This is a genomic window from Pseudomonas sp. TS_SC_3, from assembly GCF_056156225.1.
This window is the reverse complement of record NZ_CM149586.1, coordinates 2,887,760-2,906,978: the sequence shown is the minus strand read 5'-3', so window position 1 is coordinate 2,906,978 and position 19,219 is coordinate 2,887,760. Positions and strand designations below refer to the sequence as shown.

Sequence of the window (19,219 nt, the reverse complement as noted above, 5' to 3'; positions counted from 1 at the left end):
GACCAGCTGCTGAACACGATAGGAGAGTACGAAAAAGGGTGGGCATGATACCCGCTCTGGGTGACCGGAGAAAGGCCGATTTGAACAAAATCTGAACAGCTGTGGGCTTATCGCGAAGGGTTTGGTTGCAGCGGATTTTCACGTAACCCGCTGCATGGAGGCTATTCCGGCGAGTGGAAGCTCAGGCTGTAGTTCACCGCCCGGTTACCGGGGTCAAGGATGTCCAGGGAGATGTGGATCGGCGTTTGCGGCGGCATTTCCGCGTTACCGGCCAGCTCGCCGGCCAGGTATTCGCTGGGTTTGAAACGGCGGCTGGCGAGCAGCTGGCCGTTGATGTCGGCAAAGCGCATTTCCAGCAGCGGGAAAGGCTGTGAGAACGCTGCGCGGTTGTAGAGGATGGCGTCGACCACCAGTGCGCCGCTGAACTCAGGGTGGCTGCGCACCACCAGATTGCTGCTTTTGATTTGGCTGATATCGACCTTGGACGGCAGCTGGCAGCCGATGGCTGGGCATAGTTGCTCGAACCACGGGCGGTAGTGGTCCTGACGCGCCAGTTCGTCGAAGTTATACATCACGTATTGCCCGGCCAGGGCGCTGGCGCCGAGCAGATTCAGCAGCCCCCAGCCGATCCAGCGGCCCCAGGGTTTCTTGGGCGGCTGCCAGTCCAGTTGTAAGGGTTCGTCGTCCAGCTCAAACAGGTGCTCGTCACGCAGTTCGGGCTCGTTGCGCGCAGCTTTCCTAGGCGCGGGCGCGTCGTCTTGATCGTCGTGATCGCGCAACGCTGCAAACGGCTTGCGCTCGGGGTTCAGTTCAATGTGTTCGGTTTCAGGTGTCGGGTGTCGACGGTCTAGGGGCGCGAGGGTGAATGTCGGCTCATCATCGGGCTCGCTGAGCGCTGCTGGCACGGGTGTTGATGGCGGTGTCACAGCTACACCCTGCATCAGCGGCGCAGGTTTGGCGCTCAAGCTGGCGGTCGGCTTGCTCAGTTCATCGTGCAGCAGGGCTTCGGCCCAACGCTCATCGTGCGGGTCATGCTCAACGGGTTCTGGGGTCAGAAAACTTTCGGCATATTTAGGTGCGCTGTCTATCGCCAAAAACTGCTTGGACAGTTGCTGTTCCTGGGCTTCGAGCTTAGCCAACTCTTCATCGAGATCGAGGTCATCGAGGTTGAGGTCGTCATGAATCCACAGGGTGTCGGTTGCGTTGTGGCTGGCTGCTGCATGCGCAGCTGCACTGGGCACTGCAGGCTGTGGTGCGGATGGCGCGGACGCTGGGGCCGGCAGTGCTTCCGCGGCGGCTATGGCGACGGGCGCTGTTGGGCTGGCGTGCAACTGGCCCTGTTCGCGCAGCTGTTGCGCGGCGTTGAACACATGCAGGCAGGCTCCGCAGCGCACAGCCCCATGGGCGGCACTCAGCTGCGCGAGGTTCACGCGGAAGCTGGTGCGGCAATGAGGGCACTGGGTGACGAAGCTCTGGGTCATGCGGCAATCCGGCTAAACAAGGCGGCTAGTCTAACGCAACTGTTTACTAATACAGCAGCGCGGGGCGCTGGTGCGGTTAGCGGCGTACGCCACTGATGCGCACCCAGCCGTCTTTATCGGCGGTCGGGTCGAGGATAAAGGCGTCGTTGTAGGCCGCGCGCACCTCTTCGGCCTGTTCGGCGAGGATGCCCGACAGCGCCAGGCGCCCGCCCGCTTTCACCAGACGGGTGATCTGCGGGGCCAGCGCCACCAGTGGGCCGGCGAGAATATTGGCCACCACCACGTCGGCCGGCTCCTGGGGCATGTCTTCTGGCAGGTAGAGCGGGAAGCGCGCGGGGGCGATGCCGTTGCGCCCGGCGTTATCGCGCGAGGCTTCGATGGCTTGTATGTCGATATCCGTGCCGACGGCCTGCGGCGCGCCCAACAGCAGTGCGGCAATTGCCAGAATGCCCGAGCCGCAGCCGAAGTCGATCACGCTGCAATCCTGCAGGGGCTGGCCATCCAGCCATTCCAAACACAGTGCGGTGGTCGGGTGAGTACCGGTGCCGAAGGCCAGGCCTGGATCCAGCAGCAGGTTGACGGCATCTGGTTCGGGGGCGGCGTGCCAGCTCGGCACGATCCACAGGCGCTGGCCGAAACGCATCGGCTGGAAACCATCCATCCAGCTGCGCTCCCAGTCCTGGTCGGCAATCACTTCGGCGTGATGCTCCGGCAAGTCGGCGCCGGTCAGCAGTTGCAGGTGGGCGAATACCGCGCTGGCGTCCGTATCGGCTTCAAACAGGGCGAGCAGATGCGTGTGCGACCACAATGGCGTGGTACCCAGGTCGGGTTCGAAAATAGGTTGGTCTTCGGCGTCCATAAAGGTCACCGAGACGGCGCCGACTTCCAGCAGGGCGTCTTCGTAGATTTCCGCCTGCTCTGGGGTGATGGCGAGACGGACTTGTAACCAGGGCATGGGGAAACCTCGTGAACGTTGTGGCGTGATGGCGCAAAGTGGCGCGCAGCTTACTTGAAGCGATGGTGTGGCTGCCACCGCCGGTGGATCGGAAACGACAAGGGCCGCCTAATGGCAGCCCTTGTCTATGCGCTACGCCGAAGCTTAGTGCTTATCCATACCCAGTTTCTTTTCCAGGTAGTGGATATTCACGCCGCCTTTGCAGAAGCCTTTGTCGCGAACCAGCATGCGGTGCAGCGGCACGTTGGTTTTGATGCCGTCGACGACGATCTCATCCAGGGCGTTGCGCATGCGGGCCAGGGCCTCGTCACGGGTGGCGCCATAGGTGATGATTTTGCCGATCAGCGAGTCGTAGTGCGGCGGTACGGTGTAGCCGCTGTACAGGTGCGAATCGACCCGCACGCCGTTGCCGCCCGGGGCATGGAAGTGCTTAACCTTGCCGGGGCAGGGCATGAAGTTGTCCGGGTCTTCAGCGTTGATGCGGCATTCCAGCGAGTGGCCGCGAATTACCACGTCACTCTGCTTGAACGACAGTTTGTTGCCAGCGGCGATGCTGAGCATCTCCTTGACGATGTCGATGCCGGTGACCATCTCTGATACCGGATGCTCAACCTGTACGCGGGTGTTCATCTCAATAAAGTAGAAATGCCCATCTTCGTAGAGGAACTCGAAGGTGCCGGCGCCGCGGTAGCCGATCTCGATGCAGGCGTCGACGCAGCGTTGCAGCACTTCGGCGCGCGCTTTTTCATCGATGCCCGGTGCCGGCGCTTCCTCCAGTACCTTCTGGTGACGGCGCTGCAGCGAGCAGTCGCGGTCGCCCAGGTGGATGGCGTTGCCCTGGCCGTCAGACAGCACCTGAACTTCCACATGGCGTGGGTTGCCAAGGAATTTTTCCAGGTAGACCATCGGGTTGCCGAACACCGAACCGGCTTCGCTGCGGGTCAGCTTGGCTGACTTGATCAGGTCTTCTTCCTGGTAGACCACGCGCATGCCGCGGCCACCGCCGCCTCCAGCGGCTTTGATGATCACCGGGTAGCCGACTTCGCGGGCAATCTGCAGGGCGGTTTCTTCGTCTTCCGGCAGCGGGCCGTCGGAGCCAGGCACGACCGGCACGCCGGCACGCTTCATGGCGTCCTTGGCAGAAACCTTGTCGCCCATCAGGCGGATGGTTTCAGCGGTTGGGCCGACGAAGGCAAAGCCGGATTTTTCCACCTGTTCGGCGAAGTCGGCGTTTTCCGCGAGGAAGCCGTAGCCAGGGTGAATGGCCGTTGCGCCAGTGACCTCGGCAGCGGCGATAATCGCCGGAATCTGCAGGTAAGACAGCGCGCCAGAGGCGGGGCCAATGCACACCGACTCATCGGCCAGGCCCAGGTGCATCAGTTCGCGGTCAGCGGTGGAATGCACCGCGACGGTCTTGATGCCCAGCTCTTTACAGGCGCGCAAGATGCGCAGGGCGATCTCGCCGCGGTTGGCGATCAGAACTTTTTCCAACATCGCAGGCTCTCCGTTGATCAAACGATGGTGAACAGAGGCTGGTCGTATTCCACCGGCTGACCGTTCTCGCCCAGGATGGATTCGATTACGCCGCTGGTTTCGGCCTCGATGTGGTTCATCATTTTCATCGCTTCAACGATGCACAGAATGTCGCCTTTCTTCACGCTCTGGCCGACTTCAACGAAGTTCGCCGAGGTTGGGCCGGAGGCGCGGTAGAAGGTGCCAACCATTGGCGAGCGCACGACCGTGCCGTTCAGCTTGGCAGCAGCCGGCGCAGCGGCTTCGGCAGCAACCGGTGCGGCTGCAGCCGGAGCGGCTGGTGCAGGCGCTGGGGCGTACATCGGCTGTTGCATAAAGGCCGGCTGCTTGCTGTGGCGGCTGATGCGCACGGATTCTTCGCCTTCGCGAATCTCCAGCTCGTCGATGCCAGATTCTTCCAGCAGCTCGATCAGTTTTTTGACTTTACGAATATCCATAGTGGTTCAACTCCCGGTGAGGTCAGGGGCGCTTAAGTTCAAGTTGTTCGAGTGCAGCCTCCAGGGCCAGTCGATAACCACTGGCGCCAAGGCCGCAGATCACCCCTACAGCGACATCTGAAAAGTAGGAGTGATGGCGGAAAGCTTCGCGTTTGTGCACGTTGGACAGGTGCACTTCGATGAATGGGATGCTCACTGCCAGCAATGCGTCACGTAATGCGACACTGGTGTGAGTAAAAGCGGCCGGATTGATCAAAATAAAGTCGACGCCTTCGCCCTGTGCGGCGTGAATGCGCTCAATTAATTCGTACTCGGCATTGCTTTGCAGGTACAGCAAGTGGTGGCCGGCCTCGCGGGCGCGGCGCTCCAGGTCGAGGTTGATCTGCTCCAGGGTCACGGCGCCATAAACCCCTGGCTCGCGGGTGCCGAGCAAGTTGAGGTTAGGGCCGTGCAATACCAATAAGGTTGCCATGATCCTTTTATCCTTATTTTCTACTGCGCAGGACTATGCCGTGACAGCGTCAGGCTGTCTAGTTCTCAGCAATAGTCAGCACGATGAGCGTAGATTGCGGCAGATATGTGACTGTAGGTGTTAAAAACGTTCGCGTGCCGTACTCAAACGGGCAGCGAAGGTGGCGGCATCGATCTCACCGACAACACGCAGGTCGCGCCATTCGTCACCCTTGCCATCGAATAACAGAATCGCCGGTGGGCCGAACAACTGGTAGCGGTCAAGCAGCGCGCGCTGCGCCGGGTTGCTGTCGGTGATGTCGAAACGCACCAACTGATAGTCGCCCAGTTGGCGACCGACTTGCGGCGCGCTGAGCACTTCACGCTCGATCACCTTGCAGCTGATGCACCAGTCGGCGTACCAGTCGAGCAGCAGCGGCTGGCCGTTGTTCTTTGCGGCAAGCAGGGCAGCATCCAGCTGGGCCGGTGTGGTGACGGTTTGCCACTGGTTTGATTGCGCCTGCTGCGTTGCTTGTGCGCTGCTGAGCAGCGTGCGTCCGAGTGGGCGCAGCGGGTCATCCTGGCCTTGCAGGGCGCCGACCCAGGCCACTAGGGCGTACACCAGCAGCGGCAGGCCAAGCAGTTGTGCGAGTTTCTGGTGATGGGTTTTCGGCGTCAGTTCCAGCACGCCGAGCCAGAGGGCGATGCCGGCAGCCAGCAAGCCCCACAGCGCCAGGCTGACCGAGCCGGGCACCACGCGTTCGAGCAGCCAGATGGCGACCGCCATCAACAATGCGCCGAACAGGTTGCGCACGGTAATCATCCACGTACCGGACTTCGGCAGCAGGGCGCCGCCGCCCACGGCAAACAGCACCAGTGGCGCGCCCATACCCAGGCCCAGTGCCAGCAGTTTGAGACCGCCGCCCAAGGCGTCGCCGCTGGCGCTGATGTACAGCAGTGCTCCGGCCAGTGGCGCGGAGACGCAAGGTGAAACCAGCACGCTGGAGAGCACGCCCAGCGCCGCCGCGCTAAACACTGTGCCGCCATGCAGGCGCTGGCTCAGGCGCTGCAGCGGACCATCAATTGCTGCGGGTAGGCGCAGTTCGAGAAAGCCCAGGCTGGCTGCGCCGAACAGGGCGAAGAAGATCGCAAACGGCACCAGCACCCAAGGCGATTGCAGGCGTGCCTGCAGGTTGAGTTCCGCACCGAACAGGCCCATCAGTGCGCCGAGGATGGCAAAGCTCAGGGCCATTGGCAGCACGTAGGCCAGCGACAGCACCAGGCTGCGCAAGCCGCCCGGCTGGCCGCGCAGCACCACGCCGGTGAGGATTGGCAGCATCGGCAGCACGCAGGGGGTGAAGGTCAGCGCCAGGCCGCCGAGGAAGAACAGCGCCAGATCGGTCCAGCTCCACGGCGTTGCCGCATCAGGTGTGGTGCTGTTGGCAGCGGCGCCGCCGCCAATCGCCAGTACTGCGGTTTCCGGTGGGTAGCACAGGCCTTTGTCGGCGCAGCCCTGGTAATTAACACTGAGGTTGAAGGGGCGATTGTCCGGGTTGTCGACCGGCACCTCGACATCCAATACCTCGTAATACACCTCGACATCGCCGAAGTACTCATCATGTTTAGCTTGCCCGGCCGGCAGCACGGCCTGGCCGAGGCGGATGTCGGCCGGTTCGCTGCTGAAGCTGAAGCGGTGCCGATACAGGTAATAACCTTCAGCGGCGACGAAGCGCAGTTTCACGGACTCGCTGGAGCTGCTGATCAGGCTCAGCTTGAACGCCTCGCTAACCGGCAGGAACTCCGCGCTGTTGTTCAGGGGCGCGCCCAGTTGCGTGGCGGCGGGGGGCTTATCGAATAGGCTGGCGCTGGCGGGCAGCACGACGAGAAGCAGAAGCAGGCTGAGTAAACGGTGCATGGCAGGCTCGTGATGCGGGTATCGACGCATCATAGCGGAGGCAGTGGGCTCAGGGCACGGCCCAGGCTGTAAGTGGTCTTGTCTGCAGGCCCGCTGGCGCGCGACAGATTGCCGCGCCAGCGGCTATGACCGTCGTTTAAACCCTGAACGCCTGTACGGCGGTATGCAGTTGCCCGCCCAGTTGCAGCAATTGATCGCCCTGGCTGCGGCCTTCGCCGATGCGCTGCAGGTTGTCGCCGCCCAGGGTGTGAATACGTTCGCTGTGCCCGCGAATTTCGCTGACCGCGTCGCTCTGCTGCGCCGTGGCATCCGCAATCCGCTCGGCCATGCTGGCAATGGTGCGGATTGCTACAACGATTTCATCCAGCGCGCCGTCAGCGACTTCGGCCTGGCTGGCGGTGGCTTCGGCGTGTTCGACCTGGGTGCGCATGGCTTGCACTGATTGCAGGGCGGCCTGTTGCAGGCGGCCGATCAGCTCCTGAATCTGCGCGGTGGCGCCGCTGGTGCGTTGCGACAGCGAGCGCACCTCATCGGCGACCACGGCAAAGCCGCGGCCTAGCTCACCGGCCCGCGCTGCCTCGATGGCGGCATTCAGGGCGAGCAGATTGGTTTGCTCGGCGATGCCGCGAATCACCGTCAGTACGTTGCCGATGGTGGCGGTTTCTTCGGCCAGGCGTTCGATGGCCTGGGCGTTGCCCTGCACTTCATCAACCAGCGAATGCAGGCCGTTAAGGCTTTGGCCAATCACCTGCTGGCCCTGTTCCAGGGCGCGGTTGGCGTCGCGGCTGGCGTCGGCGGCCTGGCTGGCATCGCCGGCCACCTGCTGAATGGTCGCTTGCAGCTCGCCAAGGGCATCGCGAATTTGCGCGGTATCGCCAGCCTGGCGTTCGGCGCCGCTGTGCAGGCCGCCGCTGAGGTCGGCCAGGGCGCGGCTGGAGCAGACCACCTGTTCGGCATGGCGGCGAATGGTGCCGACCAAATCGACCAGGTAGGCGCGTAGACGGTTCAGCGACTCTTCGATATCGCACAGCTCGCGGGTGCGTGAGCCGAGGTAGATGTCATTGGCAAAGTCACCGGCAGCCCAGGCCGACAGCGCCGGCACCAGGCGTTCAAGCACACGGGTGAGGCGGCGCTGGAGGGTGTCGATGATCAGCGCGATCAGCAAAATCAGGCCGATCATCAAGCCGAGGATCAGCTGCACTTCGCCCTGGATGCGGCCGTGCTCGGCGCGCACCAAAGGCTCTAGCGCGGCCAGCGCTTGCTGCACCTGGTCGATCTGCGCGCGGGTGCTGTTGGCCAGGGCGCTGCGTTGCTCGATCAGGCTGCGGGTGCGTTGCAGCTCGGCCGGGTAGCGGCTAATCAGGTTACTCAGGTCGCGTTTGAGGGCGATGCCACGGTCTTCGGCCTGGCTGCTCTCGCTGCTGGCGTCCAGCCCCAGCAGGTCGGCAAAGGCGTCACCGGACGACTGACTGGCATCAGTCACGCCGAGCAGCGGCAAATCACCCAGTACCTGCGCCTGTTTGCCTAGGCTGGCCAGTTCGCGCTCAACCTCGCTGGCCAGTTCGCTGCGACCACTGCGCACCAGTTTGTCGCGGGCGTGAGCCAGGCGGGTGAGATGCCGCGCCGCGCTAAACAGCGGCCGGCGGTAATCAGCGGCAGCGTTGGCGTCACCGCTGTCGGCGTATTGCGCCAGTTGCTCCAGCGCCGCGTCCATCTCGCGCTCGGCTTGCAGCAGGAGGCCTTGCGGGTCAGCGGAAAGCTTGCCAGCGGCCAGCAGTTCGTTGGCGCTAAACGCCTTCAGCTCAGCGAGGCTGGGGCGCAGGTTGGCGGCCAGCTGCTCGGGTAGCTCAGTCATGGCCTGGTCGAGGCTGTCCAGCGATTGCAAGGCGGCGCTGTGGCGCAGAGCATCGCCGCTTTCCAGGTAAGCGCTGATGTTCTGCGCGGCTTCACCCTGAAATTGCTGGGACAGGCTCAGGTAACGCGCCATGAGCAGGTAGGGACGCTCCAGCGCGCGCTGCGACCACCAAAGGGTGACGGCCAGTGCTACGCAGACGGTTACCAAGAGCAAGGTGTTGAGGTTGGTAAGGGATTTCAGGCGCATAGGGCTCGACCGACTACGAACGGTTCCGGCCGCCCACGCATGCGTCAGGCGGCTGCTAAGCCTGAGAATTTATTGCTTTTTCATGACCGTAATATGACGGTGCCGACTGCATCACAGTTTTCTGGGGCGCTGGCTCAAAAACAATGGGTGAGCGTGCTCAGCCGGTTTGGTAGATCGCCACTCGGTTACGCCCACCATGCTTGGCCGCATACAGCGCCTGGTCAGCCTGTTTTGAGAGCAGTTTGCTGTCCAGTTGCGCGGTCATTTGGGCGATGCCGCAACTGAAGGTGCACGACAGGTCATGAGGCTGTGCGGAGAACTGGATCTCAGCGAAGCGTTGGCGGATGTCATCCAGCACGCGCTTGGCCGATTCGGCGTCGGTATCGGGCATCACCACGGCGAACTCTTCACCGCCGTAACGGCCGATATGGTCGCTCTTGCGCAGGCGCTGCTTGAGAAACAGCGCCAGGCTCTTGATCACCCGGTCGCCCATGGGGTGGCCGTAGGTGTCGTTGACCTTCTTGAAGAAGTCGATATCGATCATCGCAAAGCTCAGCGGCTGGCTGTCACGTTCGGCGCGAAAGCGCGCATCTTCGAGCAGTTGCAGGGTATGGGTGTGGTTGTACAGGCCGGTCAGGCTGTCGCGCACCATGCGTGCCTTGAGGCTGCGTGCGCGGGCGGCGCGGTTACGCACGGTGGCGATCAGATGGCGCGGCTTGATCGGCTTGGTGAGGAAGTCGTCACCGCCCTCGCTCATGGCGTCGAGCTGCTTGTCGAGGTCGTCCTCGGCAGACAGGTAGATGATCGGCACGCTGACGTAGCGGTCGTTGTGGCGGATCACCTGGGCCAGTTCCGGGCCGTTGCACTCGGGCATGTACATGTCGAGGATGATCAGGTCGGGCTGAAAATCGGCCAGATGGCTCATGGCCTGGATCGGCTCAATCAGGGGGCGGGTGACGATGCCAGCGCTGTTGAGCACACGCTCGGTGTGCGTGGCCTGGGCCCGCGAGTCATCAATGATCAGCACTTTATAGGGTTCGTACTGAGCAACGTGGGTCAGAACCTCAATGCGCTCAAACAGGTTGGAGGCATCCAGGCTGCCGGTGAAGAACTCCTGGCCGCCGGCGCGCACGGCAGACAAGCGGGCCATGGTGTCGGTGTCTTCTTGGCTGAAGAACAGCAGCGGGATCTTGTGCTCCAGGCCTTCCTGCACGCTCTGCGCCAGCTGCAGGCCGCAACCAGGGCCGGAAAAGTCGACTTCCATCAAAATGGCTGCCGGGTGGCGTTCGAGTATGGCGCTGCGAAACGCGTTGGCGCTGTCCAGGGCAATTGCGCTCATGCCGAAGAATTCCAGGCGCTGCACCAGTTGTTCGGCGCGCTCCAGGTGCTGCAGGGCCAGGTACACCGGTTTGCGCAGTGGCGGCAGCACGGTTTGCTCGAAGCGGTCACCGTGGCGCAGGCCGGTGCGCGATAAGCGCTGCAGCAGTTGGTTGAGTTGGCTGATCAGTTCGCTATTGAGGCGGCCGCGATTGTCAGACACCCGTTGCAGGCAATGGTCAATCTCTATAGCCAATTGCCCGTGCTCGGCCTGGTCAAAGCGTTCGGCGTAGCGCCGTAACAGTTGCGTGGCCTCACGCAACTCGACCATGCCGCTTTCGCTCCACTCGCTGCGCTGCAGGCGTTGCCAAACTTCCAGTACCTGGCGTGCCTGGTGGATCACGCGCTGCGCGAAGTGCTGTTTTAGGCGGTCACTGCTGGGGTCTTCGTGCTCAATCATGGTCTGTGTTCGATGGGGGCGGCAGTTGCCGGCGAGTGATGGCGCAATGCTGGCAATCCTAACACTCGTTTGAATTATTGCGAGCGCCGTCGATCTATTGGCGCCTGCCTTCTGTCTACGACATCACAGATACGTAATCGACTCAACCGGCGCTAAGTTTGCCGTTCGCCGCTGCGCAGCGGGCCGCGCTTCCCTTATAGTGCAAGGCAGTTGCGCAACCCTGCTCTCGGGTTGTGGTCGAACAAGCAGCTACCGTTATATGCAGTGCGGTCGCACGCTTGCTACTTGGGTAAAGAAAGGACAACGTCATGCTGGATTGGAAGAACCGAACTGCCGCCGCCGCTGAGGGCGCGTCAGGCTCCGATAGCACCTCACCTCGCACATCCACTGGGAGCTGGGTCACGCGTACGGTCGCTGGCTTGCTGGGCCTCTACATCTTGCTGGCGCTGGTCGTGGGCTGGTACTGGAGCCAGGAACCGGCGCAATTCTCCGTGCAGCAGCGTGCCGAAGCGGCGTCCCAGGCGCGCGGGCACAAGCTGGTGAACGGTTACACCACCGCTGAAACCCTCAAGCAGGTAGCCAGTGCCTTGCTCGACAAGCCGGGCGGCTACTTGTCCAACGACATTGCCCCGCCAGGCCTGTGGCTGGATAACATGCCGAGCTGGGAGTTTGGCGTGCTGGTGCAGGTGCGTGATATGTCCCGCGCGCTGCGCAAGGACTTCACCCGCTCGCAGTCGCAATCCACTGAAGACCCGGATCTGGCCAAGGCTGAGCCGCGCTTTCACTTCGACAACAAGAGCTGGGCGCTGCCCGCTTCTGAGGCCGAATACGCCGAAGGCATCAAGTCGCTGGATCGCTACCTGGCCCGTCTTGCCGATCCGAGTCAGTCCAATGCGCAGTTCTATACCCGCGCCGACAACCTGAACAACTGGTTGGGCGATGCCGCCACGCGCCTGGGTTCGCTGTCGCAGCGTTTGTCGGCCAGTGTCGGTCAGGTACGCTTGAATACCGCGGTGGTTGATCCGGCGTTGGCCGAGAGCGTGGCGCAGGCTGACTTTATCGAAGGCGTGAACTACGAGACGCCATGGCTGCAGATCGACAACGTGTTCTACGAAGCCCGTGGCCAGGCCTGGGCGCTGGCCCACCTGCTGCGCGCCATCGAGGTGGATTTCGCCGATGTGCTGGCCAAGAAGAACGCCACCGTCAGCGTAAGGCAGATCATCCGTGAACTGGAGGCCGCGCAGGAGCCGCTGTGGAGCCCGATGATCCTCAACGGCAGCGGTTACGGCCTGCTGGCCAACCACTCGCTGGTGATGGCCAACTACATTTCGCGTGCCAATGCCGGGCTGATCGACCTGCGCCAACTGTTGTCGCAGGGCTAAGCGGTGGCCTGGTCTGAAGCGGAGGTGGCGCACCGCGCCGCCTCGGATGCTGAGCGTATCGCCTGGGTTGACGAAGATGATCGACCGCTGGGCGGCGTGTTGCGCAGCGAGTTGCGCGCGCGGCGTCTGCTTGGGCGCGGCACCTATATCCTGCTGTTCAATAGCGCCGGCTTGCTTTGCGTGCACCGCCGTACCTTGAGCAAGGCGTTGTATCCGGGTTACTGGGATGTGGCGGCCGGCGGCATGGTGCTCGAAGGCGAAAGCTATGCCGAATCCGCCGCGCGCGAATTGGCTGAAGAGCTGGGAATCGAGGATGTGCCGCTGGTTGAGCATGCGCATTTTCTTTATGAGGCGCCGGAAAGCCGCCTGTGGTGCATGGCGTATTCGGCGGTATCCGATGCGCCGCTGCGTTTGCAGCCGGAAGAGGTGCTGGAAGCGCGCTTTATCTCCATCGACGAGGCGCTGGCCGAGACGCAGCACCTGCCGTATTGCCCCGACTCGTTAGCGGCCTTGCAGCGCTATTTGGCCGTCACCCGCTAGTCCTTCAATACGGACCTAACCCCGCGTCAGCCCTGGCGTTGTGCAGGATACCGGGACGTTTTGTGCGGCATCCTGAACGGCGTCGCCAATCCACCGATTAATGGCGCATTTTTACACTTAGCAGTCGCGGCTTTTGCCGTTACACTGCGCGGCTTTCAAGCCCTGGCCGTGTATCGCCAGGGTGCGCTGCCCCTGCCAGAGTGGGGCCTCGCGGTCGACTCGCACACTCAGTCGACCAGTCGCTATCCTGACCCCTTCGAGGACCTATCGGTGGTCAAGAAAGCTTCCTCATTTGCCGCCCTCAGCGGCCTGGTGTATTCCACCGACAGCGGCCGGCATTGCCCGGACTGCAGTCAACCGGTGGACGCCTGTATCTGTAAACAAACCCTGATCCCAGAAGGTGATGGTATCGCCCGCGTGCGCCGCGAAACCAAAGGTCGCGGCGGCAAGACGGTGACCACCATCAGCGGCGTGCCATTGGCCGAAGAGCCGCTCAAGGACCTCGTCAGCGCCTTGAAGAAACGCTGCGGTTGCGGCGGTTCGCTCAAGGATGGCGTGATCGAGATTCAGGGTGATCACGTCGAACTGCTGATCGCCGAGTTGATCAAGCACGGCTTTAAAGCCAAGAAGTCCGGCGGCTGATCCCGTCTTTTCTAAACTTCCTCGGCAGACCTTTGGTCCATTGCCGAGCAATCGTCATTTCCAGACTTTAATCTGTACGGGTCTTGGCACTGCCAAGGCCACTATCGCCAGCAAGGGAGACATCAATGTCTGCACGACGCACACGTAAAGATGACGGCAGCCAGTGGACCGTAGCGGACAGCCGCAGCGTCTATGGCATTCGCCATTGGGGCGCGGGTTACTTCGCGATCAATGACAAGGGCCGTGTCGAGGTGCGCCCGAATGGCCCGCAAAGCACGCCGATTGACCTCTACGAGCAGATTGATGAGCTGCGTTCCAGCGGCTTGTCGCTGCCGTTGCTGGTGCGCTTTCCGGACATCCTGCAAGACCGCGTACGCCAGCTGACTGGGGCCTTCGACGCCAATATCGCGCGCCTGGAATACCAGAGCCCTTACACCGCGCTGTACCCAATCAAGGTCAACCAGCAGGAAGCGGTGGTGGAAAACATCATCGCCACGCAGAACGTTTCCATCGGCCTGGAAGCCGGCTCCAAGCCCGAGCTGATGGCCGTGCTGGCGCTGGCGCCGAAGGGCGGCACCATCGTCTGCAACGGTTACAAGGACCGCGAATTTATCAAGCTGGCCCTGATGGGGCAGAAGCTCGGTCACAACGTATTTATCGTGATCGAGAAAGAGTCCGAAGTGCAGCTGGTGATCGACGAAGCGGCCGAACTCAAGGTCGCGCCGCAGATCGGTCTGCGCGTGCGTCTGTCCTCGCTGGCGTCGAGCAAGTGGGCTGACACCGGCGGCGAGAAGTCCAAGTTCGGTCTGTCGGCGGCGCAGCTGCTGTCAGTGGTCGAGCGCTTCCGTGCGGCCAAGCTGGATCAGGGCATTCGCCTGCTGCACTTCCACATGGGTTCGCAGATCGCCAACCTGTCTGACTACCAGCACGGCTTCAAGGAAGCCATTCGCTATTACGGCGAGCTGCGTGGGCTGGGCCTGCCGGTTGACCATATCGACGTCGGCGGTGGCCTGGGTGTGGATTACGACGGCACCCATTCGCGTAACGCCAGTTCGATCAACTACGACATGGACGACTACGCCGGCGTGGTGGTCGGCATGCTCAAGGAGTTCTGTGATGCCCAGGAGCTGCCGCATCCGCACATCTTCTCGGAAAGCGGCCGCTCGCTGACCGCACACCACGCCATGCTGGTGGTGCAGGTCACCGATGTGGAAAAGCATAACGACGAGATCCCCAAGATCGAAGACGTCACCAGCCTGCCGGAAACCGTGCGTTACCTGGTCGAGCTGCTCGGTCCAACTGATATCGAGATGGTCACCGAGACCTATTGGCGCGCCACCCACTATATGAGCGATGTGGCCAGTCAGTACGCTGATGGCAAACTCAGCCTGACCGAAAAGGCCCTGGCCGAGCAGTGCTACTTTGCCGTGTGCCGCCGCCTGCACAACTCGCTGAAAGCCCGTCAGCGCTCGCACCGTCAGGTGCTGGATGAGCTCAACGACAAGCTGGCCGACAAGTACATCTGCAACTTCTCGGTATTCCAGAGCCTGCCGGACACTTGGGCCATCGGCCAGGTGCTGCCGATTCTGCCGCTCAACCGCCTCGACGAAGAGCCGCTGCGCCGCGCCGTGCTGCAGGATTTGACCTGTGACTCCGACGGCAAGATCCGCCAGTACGTCGACGAGCAGAGCATCGAGACCAGCCTGCCGGTGCACGAAGTGCGCGAGGGCGAGGACTACCTGCTGGGGATCTTCCTGGTCGGTGCCTACCAGGAAATTCTCGGTGATATGCACAACCTGTTCGGTGACACCGACTCGGTGAACATCTACCAGAACGCCGATGGCAGCGTGTACCACGCCGGTATCGAGACCCACGACACCATTGAGGACATGCTGCGCTACGTGCACCTGTCGCCGGAGGAGTTGATGAACCACTACCGCGACAAGGTTGCCAGCGCCAAGATCAGCCCGCGCGAGCGCACCCAGTTCCTTGACGCGCTGCGTCTGGGCCTGACCCGTTCGTCCTACTTGTCGTCCTGATCGCGGCGGCAACAACCTGCTGAAATGCAAACGGCCCCGCTCAGTGCGGGGCCGTTTGCGTTTCAGGGGGCGTCTATTAACGCGGCTTTTCAGCTGGGGCGTTCTGTCGTCAGTGGTGGTTCGGGTTGTTGGCCTGCTTCATGGTTGAGCAGGGCGGCCTTGCGCGGCAGGCCCCAGCGGTAACCGCTCAGGCTGCCATTGCTGGCGATGACCCGGTGGCATGGCACCAGTAGCCCTAGCGGGTTGCTGGCGCATGCGCGAGCGATTGCGCGCGGATGGCTGTTTAGCTGGGCCGCGAGCGCGGCGTAGGTGCGTGTTTGCCCGCTGGGGATGTGCTGCAAAGCGTGCCACACCCGCTGTTGATACGCCGTGCCACGGATATCCAGTGGCAGCTGGGCTGCCCGCTGCGGTTCGCGGATTTGCGTGATGACCTGACGCAACCAGTCGCGCAGGCCGAGGTCGTCTGCTTGCAGGTCGGCGCCGGCAAAGCGTTGTTGCAGTTCCGTCAGCAGCGCCGCAGAGCTGTCACCCAATAGCAGGGCGCAAACGCCCTTGGCGCTGCTGGCCAGCAATAACTGGCCGAGCGGGCAGGGGGCGATGCTGTAACGCAGCCGCTCGCCGGCGCCTCGCTTGCGTTGCTGCGCCAGGCTAAGGGCGGCGGATTGCGGGTACAACGCACGGGTGCCGGCGTAGCCCGCATCGAGTGCGGCGGCCAATACGCTGTCTGCCCCCGGTAACTGCTGCGCTAAACGTTCGCGGCGCTGGGCGTCGGCCCAGGCTTTCGGCGTTAGCCCGGTGCGGGCCTTAAAGGCGCGGGCCAGATGTGAGGCAGAGAGGCCGATACGCGCCGCCAGTTGTGCAAGGCTGGGCGTCGGTTGCGTGCTGCTGAGCCGCTCACAGACGGCCACCACCAGCGCGTCCAGCTGCTGGGCGGGGCTCTGCCCGTGTGGTGCGCAACGTTTGCACGGGCGAAAGCCCGCCGCCGTTGCCGCGGCGGCATCAACATGGAAGCTGACGTTGTCGCGCGTGGGGCGGCGTGCCGGGCAACTGGGGCGGCAATAAATACCGGTGCTGCGTACGGCAAAGACAAAGTCCTCGTCCTGTGCGGCGTCGCGTGTGCAGATGGCCTGCCAGCAGCGGTCGGGGTCGAGCATGGGTAGATCTCCTAGAGCCAAGTGTGATTGTCTGCCGCGCCGGTCAGGCTGCCAATTCACTTCTGACTTTCAAAGCGTGCGTGCACTGAATCAACCCCGTTAAGTGCTATCGCCCGGTGATTTGTACGCCCTGCATAAGCGAGAAAAGCCTGCCGTCAGCGAGACTTTGCGCGGCTTTTTATGTGGCTGTTGAACCGTACAACGCTCGCGAGGGTGGGCGCTTGGCACAGATTGCCGTATAACGGGCGGCAGAGCCGATTTGGGCAACACAGGACCCCTGATTAAAGCTGATGAAGACGCCAAAACGTATTGAGCCTCTGGTTGAGGCTGGGCTGGTCGATGAAGTGGTTCGCCCACTGATGAGTGGTAAAGAGGCCGCGGTCTATGTGGTGCGCTGCGGCGAAGAACTGCGCGTCGCCAAGGTTTATAAAGAGGCCAACAAACGCAGCTTCCGTCAGGCCGCCGAGTACCAAGAAGGCCGCAAGGTGCGCAACAGCCGTGATGCCCGGGCCATGGCCAAAGGCTCGAAGTACGGTCGCAAGGGCCAGGAAGACGCCTGGCAGAATGCTGAAGTGGCGGCGCTGTTCCGCCTGGCCAGCGCCGGGGTGCGGGTGCCCAAGCCGTATGACTTCCTTGAAGGCGTATTGCTGATGGAGCTGGTCGATGACGGCGAGGGCGATGCCGCGCCGCGCCTCAATGATGTCGACCTGCACCCGGACGATGCCCGCGAATTCCACGCTTTTATGATTCGTGAAGTGGTGAAAATGCTCTGCGCGGGCCTGGTGCATGGCGACCTGTCGGAATTCAACGTGCTGCTTGATCCCGGTGGCCCGGTGATCATCGACCTGCCGCAGGCGGTCGATGCGGCCGGCAACAACCATGCGTTCAAGATGCTTGAACGTGATGTCGGCAACATGTCCGCCTACTTCGGCCAGTTCGCCCCGGAATTGAAATTCACCAAGTACGCCAAGGAAATGTGGGCGCTGTATGAGGCTGGTGAGTTGACCCCGGAAAGCCCGCTGACCGGTGAGTTCGATGACCCGGAAGAAGAAGCCGATATCGACGCCGTGATGCGCGAGATCAAGGCCGCGCTAGCCGACGAGGCGCGCCGCCAGGCGCTGCTCAATGCCGAAGACGAGCCCAAGGGCGAAGAACCGCCACCGCCTTGGGCGCAATAGGCGCAGAGTGCTGCTGAGAAAAATGCCGCCCACCTGATCAGGTGAGCGGCATTTTTTATGGAAGGTCTTTATGGCTGCCAGCGCTCAGGCTGTAGGGTGGATGACGCTTTTTTCATCCACCATCCGGAGGTGAGGTGGTGGATGGGTGGAGCGACATCAACCCTGCGGTGAGCGCGCCATGGGCTTAGGGCTAGGGCTAGGGCTAAAGCTGCGTAGCCTTGAAGGTATCGCAGCGGCCGACATCGCCACCGTCAAAACCGGTCTTGAACCAGCGTACGCGCTGCGCCGAGGTGCCGTGGGTGAAGGAGTCCGGCACCACCTGGCCGCGCGCCTGCTTTTGCAAACGGTCATCGCCAATGGCGTTCGCAGCGTTCAGCGCTTCCTCGATATCACCGGGTTCTAACCAGTCATTGCGGCGTTGGCCGTGGTAAGCCCATACGCCGGCTAAACAATCAGCCTGCAATTCTTGGCGCACCAGTAAGCCGGTAGCACCTTCTACTCGCTCGCCCCGTTGCCGCGCGGCGTTGACCTTGGCCGAAACACCGAGCAGGGTTTGCACGTGGTGGCCGACTTCATGGGCAATCACATAGGCCTGGGCGAAATCGCCAGCGGCGCCAAAGCGTTGTTCCAGCTCGCGGAAGAACGCCAGGTCGATATACACCCGCTGATCACCCGGGCAGTAGAACGGGCCCACCGCCGAATCGGCGAAGCCACAGGCCGAGTTCACGCCACCGCTAAACAGCACCAGCGTCGGGTCGCGGTACTGCCGGTTGGCGCCCTGGAAGATTTCCCTCCAGGTGTCCTCGGTGTCGCCAAGCACCGCGCGAACAAACTCCGACTGCTCGTCATTGGTCGCCGGCGTTGAGCGTTGCGGCGCGCTGACCGAGCCGCCCTGCATGGCTTGTCCGGCCAGTTGGCCGAGGATCTGCATCGGATCCTGGCCGCTGAGCAGGCCCACGATCACCACGATGGCTACGCCGCCGAGCGTCAGGCCCTTGCCGCCGCCCATGCGCCTGCCGCCGCTGCCGCGGGCATCCACTACGTTGTCACTGCGTCTTGCCCGTTTCCAGCGCATCGCTGCCGTCCTTTAATTAAGTGGCGAGGTTGCTCGTTGCTCGCTGCGCTCGAGTGATCGGCTGCTCAGTTGGCTGGGTACTCGCTGATCACCTGCTCCGCGCCCTGTTTGTCGAGGCCGATGACCTGATAGGCGTCGCGCACGTTGCCATATTCCATGCCCGGTGAGCCGGTTGGCATGCCGGGTACGGCAGCGCCGAGCAGGTCCGGCTGTTGGCGCAATTTAAGAATATCGGCAGCGGGCACATGGCCCTCAACAAATTGGCCGTCAATCACTCCGGTATGGCAGGACGCCAGGCGCGGCGGTACGCCGAGGCGCTGTTTAACCGCGCTCATGTCGCTTTCAACATGGTCGGTGACGGTAAAGCCGTTGTCTTGCAAGTGGCCAATCCAGGCCTTGCAGCAACTGCAGTCGGGGTCACGGTGTACGTCGATGTTGAGGGGTTCGGCGGCAATGCTGAGGCTGCTGAACAGTGCGGCGAGAAGAATCAGTTGGCGCATGAAGGCGGCTCCTGGAAATGGTGTCGGCCAGAATAGCGCCCGCGCTGGCGGGCAACCACT

General features: G+C 62.5%; 16 protein-coding genes. 5 read left to right on the top strand and 11 right to left on the bottom strand.

Translation table 11 applies throughout. From position 1 onward, the window contains the following. Positions 1–161 precede the first annotated feature (161 nt). The 8 genes from AC0J6G_RS13885 to AC0J6G_RS13850 all read right to left on the bottom strand — a co-directional run bounded on the left by AC0J6G_RS13885 (position 162) and on the right by AC0J6G_RS13850 (position 10,649). Positions 162–1,481: a DUF3426 domain-containing protein gene (locus AC0J6G_RS13885; protein ID WP_475248627.1), complete on the bottom strand. Its 1,320-nt coding sequence runs from the start codon at positions 1,479–1,481 to the stop codon at positions 162–164. A gap of 76 nt (positions 1,482–1,557) precedes the next feature. Further along, positions 1,558–2,436 (bottom strand): 50S ribosomal protein L11 methyltransferase, encoded by an 879-nt coding sequence (gene prmA / locus AC0J6G_RS13880; RefSeq protein ID WP_475248625.1) that lies wholly within the window; start codon positions 2,434–2,436, stop codon positions 1,558–1,560. Positions 2,437–2,580: 144 nt separating this feature from the next. Continuing rightward, complete coding sequence (gene accC, locus AC0J6G_RS13875; protein ID WP_475248623.1) at positions 2,581–3,930, bottom strand: acetyl-CoA carboxylase biotin carboxylase subunit; 1,350 nt, start codon at positions 3,928–3,930, stop codon at positions 2,581–2,583. A 17-nt stretch (positions 3,931–3,947) separates the two neighbouring features. Beyond that, positions 3,948–4,406 carry an acetyl-CoA carboxylase biotin carboxyl carrier protein gene (gene accB, locus AC0J6G_RS13870; RefSeq protein ID WP_475248621.1) on the bottom strand — a complete coding sequence of 153 codons (459 nt, stop codon included), beginning with the start codon at positions 4,404–4,406 and terminating at the stop codon, positions 3,948–3,950. A 22-nt stretch (positions 4,407–4,428) separates the two neighbouring features. Then, entirely contained in the window at positions 4,429–4,878 is a 450-nt protein-coding gene (aroQ, locus tag AC0J6G_RS13865; RefSeq protein ID WP_090240152.1) for a type II 3-dehydroquinate dehydratase, read from the bottom strand. 120 nt (positions 4,879–4,998) lie between these two features. Continuing rightward, the gene (locus AC0J6G_RS13860) at positions 4,999–6,771 is read right to left on the bottom strand and encodes a protein-disulfide reductase DsbD (RefSeq protein ID WP_475248619.1); all 1,773 of its coding nucleotides are present in this window, start codon (positions 6,769–6,771) and stop codon (positions 4,999–5,001) included. A gap of 136 nt (positions 6,772–6,907) precedes the next feature. Continuing rightward, the gene (locus tag AC0J6G_RS13855; RefSeq protein WP_475253760.1) at positions 6,908–7,951 is read right to left on the bottom strand and encodes a methyl-accepting chemotaxis protein; all 1,044 of its coding nucleotides are present in this window, start codon (positions 7,949–7,951) and stop codon (positions 6,908–6,910) included. A 1,078-nt stretch (positions 7,952–9,029) separates the two neighbouring features. After that, positions 9,030–10,649: a diguanylate cyclase gene (locus AC0J6G_RS13850; RefSeq protein ID WP_475248617.1), complete on the bottom strand. Its 1,620-nt coding sequence runs from the start codon at positions 10,647–10,649 to the stop codon at positions 9,030–9,032. 308 nt (positions 10,650–10,957) lie between these two features. Here AC0J6G_RS13850 and AC0J6G_RS13845 point away from each other — a divergent pair, with 308 nt between their 5' ends. The 4 genes from AC0J6G_RS13845 to speA all read left to right on the top strand — a co-directional run bounded on the left by AC0J6G_RS13845 (position 10,958) and on the right by speA (position 15,252). Continuing rightward, entirely contained in the window at positions 10,958–12,031 is a 1,074-nt protein-coding gene (locus AC0J6G_RS13845; protein ID WP_475248615.1) for a DUF2333 family protein, read from the top strand. A gap of 3 nt (positions 12,032–12,034) precedes the next feature. After that, positions 12,035–12,571, top strand: coding sequence for an NUDIX hydrolase (locus AC0J6G_RS13840; protein ID WP_475248613.1), 537 nt, complete (start codon positions 12,035–12,037; stop codon positions 12,569–12,571). Positions 12,572–12,841: 270 nt separating this feature from the next. Beyond that, positions 12,842–13,213, top strand: a complete 372-nt coding sequence (locus tag AC0J6G_RS13835; protein ID WP_275961578.1) for a translation initiation factor Sui1 — start codon at positions 12,842–12,844, stop codon at positions 13,211–13,213. 125 nt (positions 13,214–13,338) lie between these two features. Beyond that, complete coding sequence (gene speA, locus AC0J6G_RS13830; RefSeq protein WP_475248611.1) at positions 13,339–15,252, top strand: arginine decarboxylase; 1,914 nt, start codon at positions 13,339–13,341, stop codon at positions 15,250–15,252. Between the two features lie 89 nt (positions 15,253–15,341). Here the strand turns inward: speA and ada are convergent, their stop codons facing one another. After that, positions 15,342–16,406, bottom strand: coding sequence for a bifunctional DNA-binding transcriptional regulator/O6-methylguanine-DNA methyltransferase Ada (gene ada, locus AC0J6G_RS13825; protein ID WP_475248609.1), 1,065 nt, complete (start codon positions 16,404–16,406; stop codon positions 15,342–15,344). Between the two features lie 290 nt (positions 16,407–16,696). Here ada and AC0J6G_RS13820 point away from each other — a divergent pair, with 290 nt between their 5' ends. Continuing rightward, a complete protein-coding gene (locus AC0J6G_RS13820) occupies positions 16,697–17,584 on the top strand; it encodes a PA4780 family RIO1-like protein kinase (protein ID WP_475248607.1) in 888 nt (295 codons plus the stop codon). 202 nt (positions 17,585–17,786) lie between these two features. Here AC0J6G_RS13820 and ypfJ read toward each other — a convergent pair whose 3' ends face one another. Then, positions 17,787–18,659: a KPN_02809 family neutral zinc metallopeptidase gene (gene ypfJ / locus AC0J6G_RS13815; RefSeq protein WP_475248605.1), complete on the bottom strand. Its 873-nt coding sequence runs from the start codon at positions 18,657–18,659 to the stop codon at positions 17,787–17,789. Positions 18,660–18,724: 65 nt separating this feature from the next. After that, positions 18,725–19,159: a DUF411 domain-containing protein gene (locus tag AC0J6G_RS13810; RefSeq protein ID WP_475248603.1), complete on the bottom strand. Its 435-nt coding sequence runs from the start codon at positions 19,157–19,159 to the stop codon at positions 18,725–18,727. Between the last annotated feature and the right edge of the window lie 60 nt (positions 19,160–19,219).